Below are 17,983 nucleotides of genomic sequence, written 5' to 3' on the forward strand. Positions count from 1 at the left end.
ATCCAGCCCTGACACCCATGATTGAAGATCATCAGCGGTTAACTCATCAGGCATGACCACAGCCTACAGATCACAAAGCCTGGCTGTAGTACTAGCGATCGTCGACGACGGGCTGCATGGTCTGGTCTGCCTCGCCGAACGTGGTGCGTTCGCTGTAGAGGATTTATCCGACTACGAGCCCTACAGACCCCATTCATATGGCCGATCATCATGCAAGTGTCTCGTCCTGCCCAATCGAGAGAGGAAACCAATGCGCTGGCGAGGGTTCATCAGTTTACGAATTCTCAGACTTCCGGTGTTTGCCGCCGCCATGGCCCTTACCCTGGCCGTCAGCGGCGGGGCTGCTCAAGCCGCGACAAGTGAGCAGGTCATCCATCATGCGGATGGCAAAGCGGCGGGCCATGTGTGGTTCAACTCCGGAACTCACAACATGGAGAAGGGCCGGAATTCCTTCACCGTGAAGGACGTCTTCTGTGGCGATGGCTGGAAAGCCGGAGTGCAGTTCGATATACCCCAGCTCGGCATATCGGGCTGGTACACCAGCGGCGGAGACTGTGCCGGTGAGGCCAGCTTCTCCGCCGAGGAGGGGGACTTGCCGCGTTCCGTAATTCACTGGCGGGGCTTCAAGGCGAGCACGACGGAGACCCGGTATACATACGAACCTTGGATGACGGACTACGTCGACTGATCATCCAGCCCGTCGAAGGGTCTCACGGGAAGGCTCCTGCCACGTCGCGGGTGCGTGCTGTGGGAAACGGGCCGCCATAGACGTATCGCGTTGACTTGATCCAGTGCAACGGCTCTCTCCGTTCAAGGACGGGAGGGCCGCTTGCATGCCCGCGCTCACTGGATGGGAAGGTCAGCGAAGGCTGCTGCGGCCTGGTGCTCTCACCGTGGTGCGGCGGGGCGGAGTGGGCGGCAGGAGCGTGCTCAACGGTGATGCGGGGCGGACATCTCCTCGCCCAGGAGGACGAAGCGGCCGAAACCGGCCAGATGCTGGCTTGCTAAGACGAGTTTTGCCTGACCGAGACTCTGCTCTCGCCTTCGATCACGCGGACTCGCAGATGCAGAGTTGAAGCGGCGTGTCCATGGCAAAGGGTCGACTGGATCAGTCGCCGAAGCGGTGCGACGACGAAGTCGGGCTCGGAGTCAGTCGAGAGGTGCCACGTCCCGCGTGTGACTTGCGCGGGAGCATCGTAGGTGTCGGCGACATCGACGCTGACGTTGCCGCGCTCAGGATCCATGAACGACAACGACTCCCGGGTGCGCCGCACGCCATCGGCGCCGGCAAGCAGGCGCACGCTCGGGTTGAACACATCGAAGACGAACCGTGCTCCAGGCGCCAGGTGTCTTCGGATCTACCGAAGGCAGCCTCATGCAGATGCAGCAGGGAATTGGCGGTGATGAACACGAAGCCGAATGTACGGCCCAGATCGAAGGCCCGCATGTCGCTCTGCGTCCATTCCACCGCCACACCGCGCTCATTCGCCTTACGCTGAGCCTCTCAGCCAGCATGTCTGACGAGAAGTCCAGGCCGACGCACGGATGCCCGTCGGACGCGATGGGGATCAGCTTGTTCCCGGTGCCGCACGCCAGTTCCAACACGCGCCCGCCTTGCCGATTGGCCTCGGCCCGGTAGAAGTCGACTGCGGGCCCGCCGCCCGGGAACATCAGGTCGTAGAGCGCGACAACAGCTTTACCGTCATCTGCGCCAACGTCGGCTTCGCCCCGGTGGCGCAGGCGGCAAATCCTCCCAATGGCGTCGGCCAGCATGCAGGACATCGCAGGGGGCGGCCTACCTGGTGTACGTCTTCGCCTCGTTCAGGGGATGAGGTCGAGTTCCACATCGGCGCCGATCCGTCATCAGGCTGGACCTCAGTGACGACGACGCCATCACGCCCGAGGCCACCATGGAGGTCCTGGAGCCGGCGATCATCCTCTTGCAGGACCTCCCCGAGCAGGACCGGCAAGCTCTCGACCGATCTGATCAACCAGTGCGCCCAGGAGGAAACCGACCCTGACCGGCGCCTGACAGCCTGGGAGGCACCCGAAACCCTGGGTTTTCTGGCCTGAGGGCATCATCAAACCCTGCAGGCTCTTCCTGCACGTCACATGGCTGAGGCCCTTTCCCGTCGGTGTTGTCATGTGACCCAGCGTCGGAACCCGCCCTCGGAGTTGAGCACCTGTCCGGTGATCCACGCCGCTTCGTCCGAGGCGAGCCAGCGGACCAGGCGAGCCACCTCCTCCGGCCGACCCCACCGGCCCGCGGGCAAGGCGCCGGCGAGCTGCCGGGTCAGTTCGGGGCTGGCCCACCCGGTGTCAACGGGACCGGGATTGACCGTGTTGACGGTGATGCCGCGATCGACCAGCGCCTCGGAGAGACTGGCGGTCATCTGGTGGATCGCGCCCTTGCTGATCGCATACGGCAGCTCGGTCGGCATGGGGGCCAGGTGCTGGCCGGAGGTGAACAAGATCACCCGGCCGCCAGGGCGCCGATCGTCGTGCTGAGCGGCGAACGCCTGGGTCAGCAGCACGCTGCCGCGAGCGTTCACCGCCCAGGCCAAGTCGAGCTCGGCCGCGGTCACCTGCTCCAGAGACTGCATCGAGCTGCGGGCGTGGTTGGCGACCAGCACGTCGACATGCCCGAACCGCTCGACAGCCTGCTCGATCACCCACGCGGGCTTCAGCGGATCGGCGAAGTCGGCCTGGACATGCGCCAGCCGGTCGCCCAGGCCGCCCAGGGCCTCAAGCACGCCCGCCATCCCCGCCGGGTCGCTGCCCCACGGCTGATCGGCGTCATGAGATGTCCATGACTGCACCAGCACCCTGGCACCGGCGGCCAGCAGCTCCCGCGTCAGGGCGAACCCGATCCCGGCCTGCCGGCTCACGCCGGTCACCACCGCGACACGGCCGGCCAGAGGACCTCGCTGCGCGCTTGCGGTCTCTTCGACGGTCATCTGGAGATGATCGCTGGTTCGGCCGAACGCCACCACCCCTTTATCGTCAGACAACTCGGACCTCGGTGCGGCAGCGCGGCCAGCACACTTGCCAGGCGCATCGCGTGGCTATGCGGAACCGTCCTCAAGCTCGAAGAGCTCGGTCAGTACGCCGCGCAGCGCCGGTCGGCCGTCGTCACGCCGCCAGGCCGCGCGCAGGTCGACGTCGTGCGGCGCGTCGAGCGGGACGAACACCACGTGCGGGTCGGTCACGTTCCGTGCCACCGAGGCCAGGGTCAGGTGGCAGCCCACCTCCGCGCTGACCAGCGCCAGCGCGGTCTGGGTGTCGGGAGCGACCTGCGCGATGTCGGCAACGAAACCGGCGGCGTGGGCGAGCCGCCGCAACCGGTCGGGCAGCACGGCTCCGTCGTGCGGCGGCAGCGAGACGAAGGGCTCCCCGGCGAGCTGCCCGGCCTCCAGCCGGTCGGCGCCGGCGAGCCGATGGGTGGCGGGGAGCGCGACGACCAGCGAGTCCGGCATCACCACCTGTGCGGCGACATCGGCGGGGATCACGTCCCATCGACCGAAGGCGATGTCGGTCTCACCCTGGACCAGCTTGCGCATCGCCGGCTGCGCGAAGTTCTGGCTCGACAGCTCCAGTTCGATGCCGGGCCGCCGTGAGCGTACCGCTCGTGCCAGTCGCGCCACGAGCGGGTGGGTCGACACACCGGCGAACGCGATCCGGACCAGCCCGACCTCGCCGTCACCGGCGGAACGCGCCGCCTCCTGCGCGCGCCGCAGAGCCGTCAGGACGTCCTTGGCCGGCCCCAGAAGCGCATGCCCGCTCGCGGTGAGGCTGACCGACCGGGTGTTGCGATCGAACAGCCGCGTCCCCAGTTCCCGCTCCAGCTGCTTGATCGTGCGGCTCAACGGCGGCTGCGCGACGTGCAGTCGTTCGGCGGCGCGGCCGAAATGCAGCTCCTCGGCCACGGCCAGGAAGCACCGCAGCTGCTGCAGCTCCACCTCCGGCTCCTTCCCGCCGCGATTTTTGCGCTCAAGGTATCAGAGCAGGACTCATCAAGTATTGGACTGGTCTCAATCGGTGGGGAACGGTAGTCCGTATGTACACCGGCAATCCCGACGTGCCCGACGACGTCTTCGCGGACGTCCTCTCCCAGATCAAGGACTTCGTACGCGCCCGTGTCATGCCGCGCGAGCTGGAGATCATGAACACCGACGCCGTCCCCGCCGACCTGCGCGAGCAGGCCGCGCGGATGGGACTGTTCGGGTACGCGATCCCGCAGGACTGGGGCGGGCTCGGTCTCGACCTCGTCCAGGACGTCGAGGTCGCCATGGCGCTGGGATACACGTCGCTGTCGCTGCGGTCGATGTTCGGCACGAACAACGGCATCGCCGGACAGGTCCTGGTCGGCTTCGGCACCGCCGAGCAGCAGGCCCGATGGCTGCCCGGCATCGCCTCCGGCGAGATCGTCGCCTCTTTCGCGCTCACCGAGCCCGGCGCCGGCTCCAACCCGGCCGGGCTGCGGACCACCGCCACGCCGGACGGCGAAGGCTGGGTCATCGACGGAGACAAGCGGTTCATCACCAATGCCACCGAGGCCGGCCTGTTCGTGGTGTTCGCCCGCACCCGGCCGGCGTCGGACTCCGGTACGGGCATCGCGGTGTTCCTCGTGCCCGCCGACGCGCCGGGAATCCAGGTCGGCGCGAAGGACGCCAAGATGGGGCAGGAGGGCTCGCGTACGGCGGACGTCACCTTCTCGCAGGTCCGCGTAGGCCCGGACGCGCTGGTCGGCGGGGACGAGGAAGCCGGGTACAAGGCGGCGATGACGTCGCTGGCCCGGGGCCGGATCCACATGGCGGGCCTGGCCGTCGGCGCCGCGCAGCGGGCACTGGACGAATCGGTCGCCTACGCGGCCACCGCGACCCAGGGCGGCACGCCGATCGGGGACTTCCAGCTCGTACAGGCCATGATCGCCGACCAGCAGACCGGCGTCCTTGCCGGCCGCGCCCTCGCCCGCGAGGCCGCGCGGCTGTACGTGACCGGCGAGGACCGCCGGATCGCACCCTCGGCCGCGAAGCTGTTCTGCACCGAGATGGCGGGCAAGGCCGCCGACCTGGCGGTCCAGATCCACGGCGGCAGCGGCTACATGCGCGACGTCGCGGTCGAGCGCATCTACCGCGACGTCCGGCTGATGCGCCTGTACGAGGGCACCAGCGAGATCCAGCGCCTCATCATCGGCGGCGGCCTCGTACGCGCCGAGAGAAGGAAGCGGTCATGACCCGCCCACTCGACGGCTTCACCGTCGTCGCCATCGAGCACGCCGTCGCCGCACCGCTGGCCACCCGCAACCTCGCCGACCTCGGCGCGCGCGTGATCAAGGTCGAACGTGTCGACGGCGGCGACTTCGCCCGCCGCTACGACCACGCCGTACACGGCACCGGCGCGCACTTCGTCTGGCTCAACCGCGGCAAGGAGTCGATCGCCGTCGACCTCAAGACCCCGGAGGGACGCGACGTGGTCCGGCGGCTCGTCGCGAAGGCCGACGTCTTCCTGCAGAACCTCGCCCCTGGAGCCGTGGAGCGCCTCGGCCTCGGCGACCTCCGCTCCCGGCGGCCCGAGCTCGTCGTGGTGAACCTGTCCGGGTTCGGTACGGGCGGGCCGATGGAACAGCGCAAGGCGTACGACATGCTGATCCAGGCCGAGGCCGGGCTCATCGCGATCACCGGCACGCCGGAGACCCCGGTGAAGACCGGCATCCCGACCGCCGACATCGCCAGTGGCATGTACTGCGCGCAGGCCGTGCTCGCGGCGCTGCTACGCCGCGCACGCACCGGCGAGGGCGCGACGATCGAAGTCTCGATGTTCGAAGCCACCGTCGAGTGGATGGGCTACGCCCTCTACACCCAGATGTACGCCGGGACACAGCCGGAGCGGATGGGGCTGAGCCACAGCTCGATCGCCCCGTACGACGCGTTCCCCACCCGCGACGGCCAGATGCTGATCGGCGTCCAGAACGACGCCGGCTGGCGAACCCTCGTCACCTCCGTCCTGGACGCCCCCGAGCTCGCCGACGACCCGCGTTTCGCCACGAACGTCCTGCGGGTGCGCAACCGCGCCGAGTGCGACGCCGCGATCGCGGCCCGCACGTCCTGCCGGCCCACGGCCGAGTTGGACGCCCGGCTCGCCGCGGCCGGCATCCCCGCCGCCCAGCTCAAGGACGTCGACCAGGTCGTCGATCACCCCCAGCTGCGCGCCCGCGACCGCTGGCGCACGATCGGCACGGAGCACGCCCAGGTGGACGCCCTCCTGCCGCCGGTGACGTTCACCGATGTCGAAGCGCGTATGGGCGACGTCCCCGCACTCGGCCGGCACACCCGCGCGTTGCTCGAAGAACTCGGCCTGGACCCCGACGACCTCATCGCCCGCGGCATCGCGGCGCAGGGCCACGCATGAACGCCCTCGCCGTCGACGAACGCGACGACCGCGTCGTCGTCACGCTGAACCGTCCGGCCGCCCGCAACGCGATCAACGCGGCGATGATCGAGGAACTGCACGCCGTCTGCGCCCTGCTCGAACGCCGGCCCCGGCTCCTGCTGCTCACCGGCGCGGGTGGCGTGTTCGCCGCCGGCGCCGACATCGCCGAACTACGCGCCCGCGGCCGGGACGAAGCCCTGCAAGGCATCAACAGCAGGCTCTTCGACCGCATCGCCCGGCTTCCGATGCCCACCGTCGCCGCGGTGGACGGCTACGCGATCGGCGGCGGCACCGAGCTCGCCTACGCCTGCGACCTCAGGCTGGCCACCCCGGCCACCGTGTTCGCCAACCCCGAACCCGGCCTGGGCATCCTCGCCGGAGCCGGCGCCTGCTGGCGGCTGGCCGAACTGGTCGGCACCTCCGTCGCCAAACAGGTCCTGCTGGCCGGCCGACGACTGGACGCCGAGGCCTGCCTCGCGTTCGGCCTCGTCACCGAGGTCGTCCCGACCGGCGAGCTGCTCCATGCCGCGCATCGGCTGCTGGACCGGATGACCGGGTGGTCGCCCGCGGCGCTGCGGCTGACCAAGCTGGTCCTCGACGCCCCCGGCGCACACCCGTTGGCGGACGACCTGGCCCAGGCCGTCCTGTTCGAGACCGAGGACAAACACCACCGCATGACAGAGTTCCTGGAACGGAGACGAACGTGACGACAGTGCAGATGCCCACGACGGTCGGCGTGATCGGCGGTGGCCGGATGGGCGCCGGAATCGCACAGGTCTTCGCCGTCGCGGGTGCCGCCGTGTGCGTGGTGGAGACCGGCGACGTCACGGCGACACGTCTGCGCCTGGCCGACGGCCTGGCCAAGGCGGCCGAGCGGGGGAAGCTCCCCCATGCTCCGGAGCTCGTACTGGAGCGGGTGCGCGTCGTCGACGACGTCGCCGGGTTGCCGCCGTCCGCCGAGCTGGTCGTCGAAGCCGTGCCGGAAGAGCCGGCACTCAAGGTGGACGTCCTGGCCCGCGCGGAGAGAGCGGTCGGCGATCAGACGGTGCTGGCCAGCAACACCAGCTCGTTGTCCATCGCCGAACTCGGCGCCGCTCTCCAGCGCCCGGCCCGCTTCCTCGGGACGCACTTCTTCAACCCCGTCCCGGCCTCCAGGCTGGTCGAGGTCGTCACCGCGCCCGAGACGGCCGCCGACGTCGTCGAGCGCGTCCGTGCCTGGGTGCGCGGCCTGGACAAGACCGACGTCGTCGTACGGGACTCGCCGGGCTTCGCCACGAGCCGCCTCGGCGTCCTGCTGGGCCTCGAAGCGATCCGCATGCTCGAAGAAGGCGTCGCCGACGCCGAAGCGATCGACAACGCGATGGAACTAGGCTACCGCCACCCGATGGGGCCGCTGCGGTCGACCGACCTGGTCGGGCTCGACGTGCGCCTCGCGATCGCCGAATACCTGCACGCCAAGCTCGGGGACCGGTTCGCGCCCCCGCAACTGCTGCGCGACAAGGTCGCCGACGGACAGTTGGGACGCAAGACCGGCCAAGGCTTTCACCACTGGGACTGAGGGCAGACGGCAGCGGCGGCGTCCAGGCCAGGGGCCGTCCGATGCGGTGCCGTGGCCGACCAGCCCCGCCGACGACACCGCCGGCTCTGGCCAAGGCCGGCGCCTTCGACAGCCTCGGCCATCACCGCCAGGCCCTGGTGGCGGTGCACGAGCAGGACGTCGACGCGGTCGTCGACCTCAAGCGCAACGAGGCCCACGGCCAGGACTCGCTGTTCGGCGAGCCCGGCCGGAGCAGCGCGTTCTCGACCGCGATCCCGCAGGGCGAATGGGACCGCGCCACCCTGCTCGCCTTCGAACGCGAAATGCTGGGCCTGTACGTCAGCAGCCATCCGCTCGACGGAGCCGAACACGTCCTGGACGCCAACCGCGACACCACCATCGCCGAGCTGCAGTCCTCCGGGCGGCAGGACGCGACCGTCCGCGTCAGCGGCATCGTCTCCGGTCTGCAGCGCAAGATCACCAAGCAGGGCAGCCCCTGGGCGATCGTCACCCTCGAAGACCACGACGCCGCCGTCGAGTGCCTCATCTTTCCCAAGACCTACACCCTGTACGGCGAAGCGCTCGCCGAGGACCGGGTGATCTCCGTGCGCGGACGAGTCAACGTCCGGCTGCACCGCCAAGGAGCCAAAGGGCTGCTGCTGAACCTGCGGCCCTTCCAGGTCACCCCCGAGCCGGCCTTCTACAGCGAAGTCAAGGCGCTGCTCGGCCCCGGCGCCATTTGGCAGGACTGAATCAAGTGGTGCGGTAGGCCCCGGCATCGCATGGACGAGCGGAGGTCATCCGTTCATGAGAGAATCGGACCGTGGAGCGGCCTGGATGTGTTGCTGTCATCGGGGTGGGCGTTCTCGGAGCCTGTGTGGGCTGGAGTTTGGCACGGCACGGCGTCAAGGTGGTCTTCCTCGACGCGGGCCGGCCGGGTGAAGGGGTCACCGACTGGTCGTTCTCGTGGGTCAACGCCAGTGCCAAGACCGCGAGCAGGCCCTACTTCGACCTGAACGTCGCGAGCATGGCGGCGTACCGCGAGCTTGCCGGGATCATCGGGCCTGACCCATGGTGGCACCCCGACGGCCACCTGCGCTGGGCGGACGACCCCGCGGCGGAGGCGAGCCTCCTGGAAACGGCCGGGCTGCTGGCCGGCTGGGGCTACCGGGCCGAGGTGCGCACGGGAGCCGAGGTACGCCGCCACCTCGAACCCGCGCTCACGGTGTCCGACGAGGTTCCGGTCGTGTTCTTTCCCGACGAGGCCTGGGTGCACGGACGCCATCTCGTCGGCCGCCTGGTCGGCCAGGCCGTCGCGTCCGGCGCCGAGCACCGGTTCGGCACCACGGTCCACGACGTCGGCACCGGCGCCGACGGCAGCGTACGGACCGTCGCCCTGTCCGACGGCAGCCGTCTCGACGTCGACGTCGTCGTGAACGCCGCGGGACCCGGCGCCGCCCACGTCGCCGGGCTCGTCGCGCGGCACCTGCCGATGCGCCGGGAGCCCGGCCTCGTCACCCGGATCGAGTGTGCTCAGGTGCCGATCCGCCGGACCATGCACGCGCCCCGCGTCGCGATCCGTCCTGACGGAGACGCTTCGGTGGTCCTCCACAGCCGCGAGGTCGACGCGCTCATCGACACCGGCGAAGATCCGGCGGCGCTCCAGCGGCTGCTCCACGAGTCGGCGCGGCACGTCGTTCCCGGGTTCGTGGACTCCCGCATCGTCGGGACACGGGTGGTCGACCGGCCCATCCCGGGCGATGGATACCCCTCGGTGGGAGCGGTGCCTTCCGTGCCGGGCTACTACGAGGCCGTCTCCCACAGCGGCATCACGCTCGGGCCGGTGATCGGCCGGCTGCTCGCGTCGGAGATCGTCAGTGGGAGGAGGGACGAGACGCTCGCCGACTTCCGCCCGGAACGGTTCTCCCATGACAACCCGGCAAGTTGACGGTACGACCTCTTCGGCATCGTGCCCGGCCCGCGCGGGCGCGCCCGACGGCACACTGCTGGACTGCTGCTTCTTCTACAGGCGGTTCACAACATCTCGGTGAGCGCGTCGAGGTCGGCCAGGCGTCCGGCCGGGTCGAGGCGGGCCGCCACGGCGACCAGCAGCAGCTCGGTGACGGCGATCTGGTGCGCGAGCGGCGCGATCGGCCCGGCGGCCTCGCGCGGCAGCCTGATCAGCACCTCTGCCCGTGCCGCGAGCGGCGACTCCCAGGCGTCGGTGATCAGCGCCAGCCGCGCCCCGCGGGCGCACGCGGCCTCGGTGAAGCGGGCCGTCGTGGGGGAGTAGCGCCGGAAGTCGTACGCGACCACGGCCGCAGAACCGCCCAGGTCGAGCAGCGTACGGGCACGCGCGGACGCCGAGTCGGGCACCCGATGCGCCCCCGGACGCAGGCCGGCGAGCTGCCTGATCAGGTATTCGGCGGCCAGCTCGCTGATCGGCCCGCCGAGCGCCCAGACCGACGCGGCTCCGGCCAGCAGGTCGCCGACGGCGTCGAGCAGGGGCTCGGTGACGGCGGCGAGGGTGCTGTCGAGCCCGGCACGCAGGTCTTCGGCGGCCCGCTGGGTGCCGGGCGGACGGGCGACGAACTCGCGTAGGCGCGACCGGTCGCGTACGCCGTCGCGCACGGCCGCCTGGAACCCGGCGAATCCCGCGTACCCGAGCCGGTCGAACAGGCGGGAGGCGGTCGGCGGGCTGACCCCGGCACGCTCGGCGAGCGCGCGCAGCGAGCCGAGCGCGGCGAAAGGGTGGTCGTCGAGCAGCGCACGAACGACGGCCCGCTCGCCCGGTGGCAGCTCGGGGTAGACCGCGCTGAGCCGGTTCGTCACCGGATCCTCATCCATGCTGACAAATGTTACACATGGCGGAGAACATGAAACGAATGTTACGGTCGCCGGTATGAGTTCCTGGAACGGACTGATCGACAGCGGCTACCGGCGCTGGCTCCCGGTCACCCCCGACACGCCCGCCGTCTCGCTCAACGAGGGCAACACCCCGCTGCTGCGCTCGGCGCACCTGTCCGCGGTGACCGGCTGCGAGGTATGGCTGAAGATCGAGGGCGCCAACCCCACGGGGTCGTTCAAGGACCGCGGGATGACCGTGGCGATCAGCAGGGCCGCCGAGGCCGGGGCCGAGCTGGCCGTGTGCGCCTCCACCGGCAACACCAGCGCCTCGGCCGCCGCCTACGCCGCGCGCGCCGGGCTGACGGCCGCCGTGCTCGTGCCGAAGGGGCGGGTCGCGCTCGCCAAGCTGGGGCAGGCGGTCCGTTACGGCGCGCGGATCGTCGAGATCGACGGCACGTTCGACGACTGCCTGCGCGTCGCCCGCGAGCTCGCCGCCCACCACCCGATCGCGCTGGTCAACTCGGTCGGCAACGAGCTGCGGCTCGCGGGGCAGCGCACGGTCGCCTACGAGATCGTCGACGCGCTCGGCGACGCGCCCGACATCCACTGCCTGCCGGTCGGCAACGGTGGCAACATCACCGCCACCTGGGGCGGCTACCGCGGCTACGAGCAGGAGGGCCTGTCCACGCGGTCGCCGCGCATGTGGGGCTTCCAGGCGGCGGGGGCGGCGCCGCTCGTCCACGGCGCGCCGGTCGCCGAGCCCGAGACCGCGGCGAGCGCGATCCGCATCGGCAGCCCGGCCACCTGGGACGGAGCCCTCGACGCCCGCGACTCGTCCGGCGGGCTGATCGCCGCGGTGACCGACGCGCAGATCTTCGAGGCGTACGAGCTGGTCGCGCGGCGCGACGGCGTCTTCGCCGAGCCCGCCTCGGCCGCCGGGATCGCCGGCCTCCTCGACCAGCACGCCCGGGGCCACCTCGCGCCGGGCCGGCGGATCGTGATCACGCTGAGCGGCAACGGCCTGAAAGACCAGGACGCCTCCCTGCGCGGCGGCTACACCGCCACGGAAACCAGTTCGGCCACCTCGGCCGTGGCCCAGGCCCTCGGCCTCGCCGCCTGATCCCAGGCATGTCCCATGCGTTGACGAGGTCCAGAAGACTCCAACGGCAAGGGTTCACTGACCTGGGCCAACTCCGCTTCCGCTGGTCTGGGGCCTTTCGAGGATTTCGTGGTACTCGGGTGGCGGGGCGGCCCCGGCCGGCATCGCCGAGGCCTACGAGAGGCAGGCCCCGGCTCCCTGGGACGCTATCCCGCCGGCTCGACGACGGTGACCACGTGCTCGGTGCTCGTTCCCTTGACGGTCGAGCTCCCGACCAGCGTGACGGTGTAGGTGTGCTTCCCGGCCGTGGCCGGCGTGTCGGTGAAGGCGAACGTCCCGTCGGTGGCGGCGGCCAGTTTCTGACCCTTGGTGGTGACGGTGCCGTCCGGCGCGACGGCCCTGCGGCTGACAGTGACCGTCGTGCGCGGGTAGACGACGCCCTCGGCGGCAAAGGTGCCTCTGAACTCCAGCAGCTCACCGACGGCGCCCGTCGCGGGCCCTGTCACGGTGAGTGCCGGTTCGTATCTGGCCACCGTGACGGTCGCCGTCGCGTAGGCCCCGTAGTACCAGGAGTTGCCCGGCCAGGACAGGCGATATCTGAACGCCCCGAGGCCCGGTGGGGTGTCGGTGAACTCGTAGGTCCCGTCGGCCGCTGTGGTGACCTCCCGGAAGGGCCGGTCGGTGCCGTCGGGGAGCCAGCTGTACAGTTCCAGCGTCTGTGCGCCGGGGGTCGCCCCGGTGCTGAGCGTGAGCCGTCCGCTGATGGTCAGCGGTTTGAGCGCGTTCGCCTCGGCGGGCGCCGTCAGGGTCAGGGCCGAGGAGTGGTAGGGCGCGGGCGGCAGCCGCCAGAGGTGCATGCGCCCGGTGCCGGGCTCCTTCAGCACCGCGAAGGTGTAGATGCCGTAGAAGCCGATGCTGCCCGGCACCAGCGCCTTTCCCTGGTGGCCGGCCGTGTAGATCACCTCTCTCGTGGTCGCGTCGTAGACCACGAGCTCCGCCGCGTCACCCGCGGCGGAGTTCCAGCCCCCCACGACGTAGTAGCCGTCCTCGCTGGCCGCGACGGTGGCGGCCAGGTCGTGCCCGGCCGGCCCCTTCTGGTCGAAGGCGTGGGCCCGGTCGAAGGTCGTGGTGTCCCAGGCGTCGAAGCGGTGGGCGCCGGACGGCACTGGCAGCACCGCCGACCCTTGGTAGGCGAGGGCCAGGTCCTCCAGGGGCGGCAGCCCGTCCGCGTCGCCGAGGATCTCGCCGACCGGGTTACCCGGGTCGCGGTTGACGTCGTACAGCCTGACGGTGGCGGGGCTGACTCCCGGCTCGGACACGGCGAGGAAGGCGCCGGCGACCGCGACCAGCGGAGGCCGGGTCGTGGCCGGCCCGACCTTGACGAGGGTGGGGGTCGCCCGCACCTCGAGCGCGACGACCCCTCCCTCGCCCGCCCCGCCGCAGCCGTATCCGATCCACAGCCGGTTGTGGGCCTGCGCCAGCGTGGACGGGCACGGATACGCGGACAGATCGATGCGCCGGGTGACGGCGACCGTGGCGGTGTCGATCTCGATCACCTCATGCGTGCCGCTCAGCGTCGCGTACACCTTCCTGGCGCCGTCCGGCGCGGACAGGGCGGTGACTCCCGACAGGCCGCCGATCGTGGTGACGGCCTCGCCGTCGAGGTCCGTGACCACGATCCGGTCGTCGGCGGCGACGAAGACCCTGCCGTGGCCGGTCACCAGGTCCCCGCCCTTGCCCGCGACCCCGAGGTCGGCGACGAGGTCGGCGGCCGCGGCGGCGGGGGCTGGGGCGGCGAGCAGGCTCGCCGCCAGGAGCAGGGACCCGGCCGAGGCGACTAATCGGCCGATGCGTTCAGAGGCTGATGGACGCACATGCACTCCGTTCCGAAAGACGATCTTCGCTCTTCGAACGTATATTCGCATATTGCGGCATCGCCGTGAAGGGCTGGTCGTAAGGCCGTGTAGTCAAGGTCCTGGCGGCGGAGTCCGGTGGCCGTAGCCCGGGCGCAAGCTGCAGGACATCGCGTGCCGGGCCCCGAACCGCTGGCGCCGCAACGCGCGACACACCAGGTCCTCACCGTGATCCGCCGATCCTGCGGCGCGTCACCAAGGGCGAATACTCGGCCGAGTACTACACCGGCTTCCGCCGCCACCGGCGCGACCTCATCGAAGACTCGCATCCGGCCCGGATGGGCCTGGTCGACCCCGCCGCCTTCCGCGCCGCCCTGCTCGCCCCGCAGCGCGACCCCTCCGACGTCGCCGTCCCACAGATGCAGACGCTGGCCTGCGGGACATGGCTACCCGCCACGGACCCTGAACACCCGCAGACGCTGGCGGCTCAACACCACCGCGGCCACCATCCTGCGCGCCCTGCCGGCCGGCACCACCCCAGAGCGGTGGTCCATCCGGGTGCGGGGGGACGAGCACAGGCGGGTTGCGCCGGGCAATCGCGGGTCAGCGCTGCATGTCGATGATGAGCTTCCCGCGGACTCCGCCGGCTTCGAGTCGCCGGTGAGCCTCTGTGACGTCGCCGATCGGGTAGACGGTGTCGATCACAGGGCGGATGCTGCCCGCCTCGGCGGAGGCGGTGAGCTCGGCGATCCGCGCGGGGGAGGGGTTGTTGCTGAAGAGTTTCATGCGCCTGGGCGAGAGGGCGGCTCGCAGTCCCGTGGTGACCATGGAGGCCAGGATGCGGTCCTGGTCGAAGGCGAGCGCGACCATGCGTCCACCCCGGGTGAGCCGGGACTGGTAGGCCCCGAGGTCGGTGCCCACGACGTCGAGGATCACATCGTAATGACCGAGGTCCCGCGGCCGGGTCGTGCGGTAGTCCAGGGCCGCGTCGGCGCCGAGTTCGGTGACCCAGCCGAGATTGCGTGCGCCGGCGAGCGCGGTGACGTGGGCGCCGAGCGCCTTGCCCAGTTGCACGGCGATGCTGCCGACGCCGCCCGTGGCGCCGCGGACCAGGAGCCGTTCACCGCCGGCCAGGCGGGCCTTGTCGGTCAGGGCGGTCAGGGCGGTGGTGCCCGACGAGGGCAGGGCGGCGGCGTCCAGCAGGCTCAGGTTCTCGGGTGCTCGGGCGAGCCGCTGTTCGGGGACGGTGACGTAGTCGGCGATGGCGCCGAAGGCGAAGTGCGGCATCAACCCCCACACCTCCTCCCCCTCTCTCCAGGCGTGCACTCCGGAGCCCAGGGCCGCGATGCGGCCGGTGAAGTCGCCTCCCAGGCCGCGGGGGAAGCGGGCTCGGGCGACGCCGGGGAGTCTGCCTGCGCGGAAGGCGAGTTCTCCGGCGTCCACGCTCGCGGCGCGGACCTCGACGAGCACCTCTCCCGGCCCGGGCTCCGGCGTGGGCACGTCGTTGACGCGCAGCACCTCAGGAGGGCCGAAACGGGTGTATTGGACGGCACGCATGATCTCTCCCAGTCGTTCCGAACCGTAAGTGGGCTGGCGGCCCACTTACGGTTCGGCTACTCTAACCGGAGCGCCAGCCCACTTGTCAAAACCTGGAGGAGGCCATGCCCCACACCACCCGGCGACGGCCCCTGCGTGCGGACGCCCAGCGCAACTACGACCGCATCGTCAGCGCGGCCCGGGACGTCTTCGCACGTGACGGCGCCGGCGCCGCCCTGAAGGAGATCGCCCGTCAAGCCGGGACGGGATCGGCGACGCTGCACCGCCTCTTCCCCTCCCGTCGAGCTCTGCTCGAAGCCGTCTTCCACGACCGCGTCGAGGAGTTGTGCGCCATGGCGGCACAACGCGCCGAGGAGAGCGAGCCGGGCCCCGCGCTCCTGGCCTGGCTGGGGGACCTCAACACCTACGCGGGCACCAGTCGCGGTCTGGCCGCCTCGCTGCTGCACGACGGCCGGGATGCCGACCTGCTGGAGCAGAACGAGGGCTGCCAGGCGATGATCACAGATGCGGCGCGCGAACTCCTGCGACGAGCACAACAAGCAGGCGCCGTACGCCCAGGGATCCGCGCCGAGGACCTGCTCGCGCTCATCAACGCCATCTCACTGGCCACCGAGCATCACGAGGACGACGATCAGGGAGACCGGCTGCTGGACATCGCGATCAAGGGCATCAGCGGCCGGTCGGCATGACGGATCAGGTGGGTCCACACCCGGCCGGGGCGCAGGGTGTCAGTGGCGCATGGCACTGTGACGTCCATGAAGGTGAGCGTGCGTGAAGCCGTCCTCGACGCCGGACGGGCCCTTGACCTACCCGAGCCGGTGGCCGAGGCGTTCATCCGCCTCCTGCGCCCCTGTGTCTACCTCTGCCCCCATGACGAACTGCCGGAAGAGCTGAAGAAGAATGCCCGTCCGGCCGCTCGGGCCCTCGGGCTTCCCCATCTGCCCGAGGACCTGGAACTGCCCTCATACGTGCCGCACGTGGTGACCATCGACTGCGCCGCCCTACCCGCCGGCGTCCTCGACATCGACTTTCCCGCCGACGGCCACCTGGTCGTCCTCGCCGAGATCACCGACCTCGACGAAGGCGTCATCGTCCACCTGCCGCCAGGCACCGAGACCGTCGAACGCCACACGCAGGCGAAGGCTCACGAGTCGTTCCCGCTCTACGCGGTTCCTGGCACCACCTGGTCTGCCGATCTCCGCTGGTCCGACGTTGCGGAAGCGGCCGACTACGCCGAGGGGGACGCCGAGCGGGCCCGCCTGGTGGCCAAGTTCATCGATGACATAGGGGAGATTCCCGACGTCCGATGGAGATTTGACATCCAGCTCGGCGGCTACTCCCGAGCCTGGCACAACCCGGTGGAAGAGCGCGGGAAGGTGCTGTTCGCCTCCATCCCGGAAAGTGCGGTCTTCGGGGACGGCTGCATCACCCTCATCTCGGGGACCCGGGAGCAGATCGCGGAGTTCCGCTACAACGAGCTCGATTTCGACGTCGAGTGCTGACTTCCAAGTCGTGGGCTCGACCAGGCTGATCAAACATGCGGTCAGCGGCGGACGACGCGACGACCGCGCCGTTGCAGCCGTACGGTTCACGAACCTTGCGCCAAGGACGCGGAGGCGGCCTTGAGGAGGGTTTCGGCGGCGGCGGTGCGGGCGTAGAGGACGGAGCGACCGGCGCGATGCGCGCTGACCAGGCCCGCGTCGCGCAGCGCGGTGAGATCGCGGGAGACCCCGGACGCGGAGAGCCCGGTGCGGCGGGCCAGTTCGGTGGTGGAGGCCGGGGCCTCCAGTTCGGCCAGCAGCAGGGTGCGCGAGCGGCCGAGGACGGGGGCGAGGGCGGCGGCTCCGATGGCGGGTCGCGCCTCCCACAGCCGGCCGACGCCACGTGCGGGATAGGCGAGCTGCGGTGGCTCCGGCGGCCTCATCTTCGTACGCAGGCCGGGGCCGGTGAACGCCGAAGGGATCAGCAGCAGCCCAGGGCCCGCTGCCTCCCGGGGCAGGATGCGTTTCCAGCGGGCCACCCTCAGCTCGTTGTCGTTCCACCTCATCGAGTCATGCAGGTCGTTGAGCAGGTGGCCCGCGCCGTGTTCGGCGACCGTGCGGGCCCGGTAGAAGATGTCGGCGTCCAGCACGGCCCGGATCCGTGCCCAATAGGGGGCAAGGGCCAGCTCCCAGTAGGTCTCGATCTCCTGTGTGACCTTGGCCAGGCGGGAAGGTGGGTCGGCGTGCAGGGCCCGCAGGCGGGGGCCGAGATGCCCTTGGTGACGGGCGAGGTGATCGAGATCCTGCCGTACCCGGTCGGCGGGCGAGGCCGTGATCGCGTCCCACTCCTGCCGTGGGGCAGGCGCCGCCCCGCCAGGGGACGGGGTGAGGAAGTCCGGCACGTAGCCGGTGAGCGGGATCAGCTCAGCGAGCCACCCCCGGTCCAGCCCGGCGGTCACCATACGTGGCCGCACCTGGTCGACCCAGGCCCGATGGACCGGATGAGACCTGCCGGACGTCAGCAACCGGAAGCTGGGCGCCACCTCCCACATCGGTGAGACGACGAACCGCACCTGCGCCAGATCGCTCGCCGAGAACGCCAGCTCAGCCAGAACGACCACTCCTCAATGGATTCCGGCATATGTGAATCACTAGCACGCAAGTCTACCGAGTGGAG

17 protein-coding genes are annotated in these 17,983 nt (G+C 70.4%); 10 read left to right on the forward strand and 7 right to left on the reverse strand.

Annotation, left to right across the window (positions count from 1 at the left end; translation table 11 throughout):
- The first annotated feature begins 52 nt into the window (after positions 1-52).
- Positions 53-688 (forward strand): hypothetical protein, encoded by a 636-nt coding sequence (locus ABZ815_RS45825; protein WP_357708106.1) that lies wholly within the window; start codon positions 53-55, stop codon positions 686-688.
- 316 nt (positions 689-1,004) lie between these two features.
- On the opposite strand, the gene ABZ815_RS45830 is transcribed toward ABZ815_RS45825, so the two are convergent.
- The 3 genes from ABZ815_RS45830 to ABZ815_RS45840 all read right to left on the reverse strand — a co-directional run bounded on the left by ABZ815_RS45830 (position 1,005) and on the right by ABZ815_RS45840 (position 3,959).
- Positions 1,005-1,316: a hypothetical protein gene (locus ABZ815_RS45830; RefSeq protein ID WP_357708108.1), complete on the reverse strand. Its 312-nt coding sequence runs from the start codon at positions 1,314-1,316 to the stop codon at positions 1,005-1,007.
- An 825-nt stretch (positions 1,317-2,141) separates the two neighbouring features.
- The gene (locus ABZ815_RS45835) at positions 2,142-2,993 is read right to left on the reverse strand and encodes an SDR family oxidoreductase (RefSeq protein ID WP_357708109.1); all 852 of its coding nucleotides are present in this window, start codon (positions 2,991-2,993) and stop codon (positions 2,142-2,144) included.
- Positions 2,994-3,065: 72 nt separating this feature from the next.
- On the reverse strand, positions 3,066-3,959 hold the full coding sequence (locus ABZ815_RS45840) for a LysR substrate-binding domain-containing protein (RefSeq protein WP_357708110.1): 894 nt from the start codon (positions 3,957-3,959) through the stop codon (positions 3,066-3,068).
- A 98-nt stretch (positions 3,960-4,057) separates the two neighbouring features.
- Here ABZ815_RS45840 and ABZ815_RS45845 point away from each other — a divergent pair, with 98 nt between their 5' ends.
- The 6 genes from ABZ815_RS45845 (at position 4,058) to ABZ815_RS45870 (ending at position 9,917) form a co-directional block, all read left to right on the forward strand.
- A complete protein-coding gene (locus ABZ815_RS45845; protein ID WP_357708111.1) occupies positions 4,058-5,236 on the forward strand; it encodes an acyl-CoA dehydrogenase family protein in 1,179 nt (392 codons plus the stop codon).
- Positions 5,233-6,411, forward strand: a complete 1,179-nt coding sequence (locus ABZ815_RS45850; protein WP_357708112.1) for a CaiB/BaiF CoA-transferase family protein — start codon at positions 5,233-5,235, stop codon at positions 6,409-6,411. The genes ABZ815_RS45845 and ABZ815_RS45850 overlap by 4 nt, the downstream gene beginning before the upstream one ends.
- Complete coding sequence (locus ABZ815_RS45855; RefSeq protein ID WP_357708113.1) at positions 6,408-7,139, forward strand: enoyl-CoA hydratase/isomerase family protein; 732 nt, start codon at positions 6,408-6,410, stop codon at positions 7,137-7,139. Before ABZ815_RS45850 ends, ABZ815_RS45855 begins: the two co-directional genes overlap by 4 nt.
- An 11-nt stretch (positions 7,140-7,150) precedes the next feature.
- A complete protein-coding gene (locus tag ABZ815_RS45860) occupies positions 7,151-7,990 on the forward strand; it encodes a 3-hydroxyacyl-CoA dehydrogenase family protein (RefSeq protein WP_357708186.1) in 840 nt (279 codons plus the stop codon).
- A gap of 41 nt (positions 7,991-8,031) precedes the next feature.
- Positions 8,032-8,721: an OB-fold nucleic acid binding domain-containing protein gene (locus ABZ815_RS45865; RefSeq protein WP_357708114.1), complete on the forward strand. Its 690-nt coding sequence runs from the start codon at positions 8,032-8,034 to the stop codon at positions 8,719-8,721.
- A gap of 71 nt (positions 8,722-8,792) precedes the next feature.
- Positions 8,793-9,917, forward strand: coding sequence for an FAD-dependent oxidoreductase (locus tag ABZ815_RS45870; protein ID WP_357708116.1), 1,125 nt, complete (start codon positions 8,793-8,795; stop codon positions 9,915-9,917).
- Between the two features lie 86 nt (positions 9,918-10,003).
- Here the strand turns inward: ABZ815_RS45870 and ABZ815_RS45875 are convergent, their stop codons facing one another.
- A complete protein-coding gene (locus ABZ815_RS45875) occupies positions 10,004-10,816 on the reverse strand; it encodes a MurR/RpiR family transcriptional regulator (RefSeq protein WP_357708117.1) in 813 nt (270 codons plus the stop codon).
- A gap of 55 nt (positions 10,817-10,871) precedes the next feature.
- Here ABZ815_RS45875 and thrC point away from each other — a divergent pair, with 55 nt between their 5' ends.
- Positions 10,872-11,936: a threonine synthase gene (thrC, locus tag ABZ815_RS45880; protein WP_357708119.1), complete on the forward strand. Its 1,065-nt coding sequence runs from the start codon at positions 10,872-10,874 to the stop codon at positions 11,934-11,936.
- Positions 11,937-12,121: 185 nt separating this feature from the next.
- Here the strand turns inward: thrC and ABZ815_RS45885 are convergent, their stop codons facing one another.
- Together ABZ815_RS45885 and ABZ815_RS45890 are read right to left on the reverse strand one after the other, a co-directional pair.
- The gene (locus tag ABZ815_RS45885; protein WP_357708120.1) at positions 12,122-13,789 is read right to left on the reverse strand and encodes a hypothetical protein; all 1,668 of its coding nucleotides are present in this window, start codon (positions 13,787-13,789) and stop codon (positions 12,122-12,124) included.
- Between the two features lie 582 nt (positions 13,790-14,371).
- Positions 14,372-15,325: an NAD(P)-dependent alcohol dehydrogenase gene (locus ABZ815_RS45890; RefSeq protein ID WP_357708121.1), complete on the reverse strand. Its 954-nt coding sequence runs from the start codon at positions 15,323-15,325 to the stop codon at positions 14,372-14,374.
- A gap of 104 nt (positions 15,326-15,429) precedes the next feature.
- Here ABZ815_RS45890 and ABZ815_RS45895 point away from each other — a divergent pair, with 104 nt between their 5' ends.
- Together ABZ815_RS45895 and ABZ815_RS45900 are read left to right on the forward strand one after the other, a co-directional pair.
- Positions 15,430-16,014 (forward strand): TetR family transcriptional regulator, encoded by a 585-nt coding sequence (locus tag ABZ815_RS45895; protein ID WP_357708122.1) that lies wholly within the window; start codon positions 15,430-15,432, stop codon positions 16,012-16,014.
- Positions 16,015-16,080: 66 nt separating this feature from the next.
- Complete coding sequence (locus tag ABZ815_RS45900) at positions 16,081-16,827, forward strand: hypothetical protein (protein ID WP_357708123.1); 747 nt, start codon at positions 16,081-16,083, stop codon at positions 16,825-16,827.
- 86 nt (positions 16,828-16,913) lie between these two features.
- Here the strand turns inward: ABZ815_RS45900 and ABZ815_RS45905 are convergent, their stop codons facing one another.
- Positions 16,914-17,927 carry a winged helix-turn-helix domain-containing protein gene (locus tag ABZ815_RS45905; RefSeq protein WP_357708124.1) on the reverse strand — a complete coding sequence of 338 codons (1,014 nt, stop codon included), beginning with the start codon at positions 17,925-17,927 and terminating at the stop codon, positions 16,914-16,916.
- Positions 17,928-17,983 lie beyond the last annotated feature (56 nt).

Origin of the sequence: Nonomuraea sp. NPDC047529 (assembly GCF_040642995.1) — a bacterium.
GTDB lineage: Bacteria > Actinomycetota > Actinomycetes > Streptosporangiales > Streptosporangiaceae > Nonomuraea.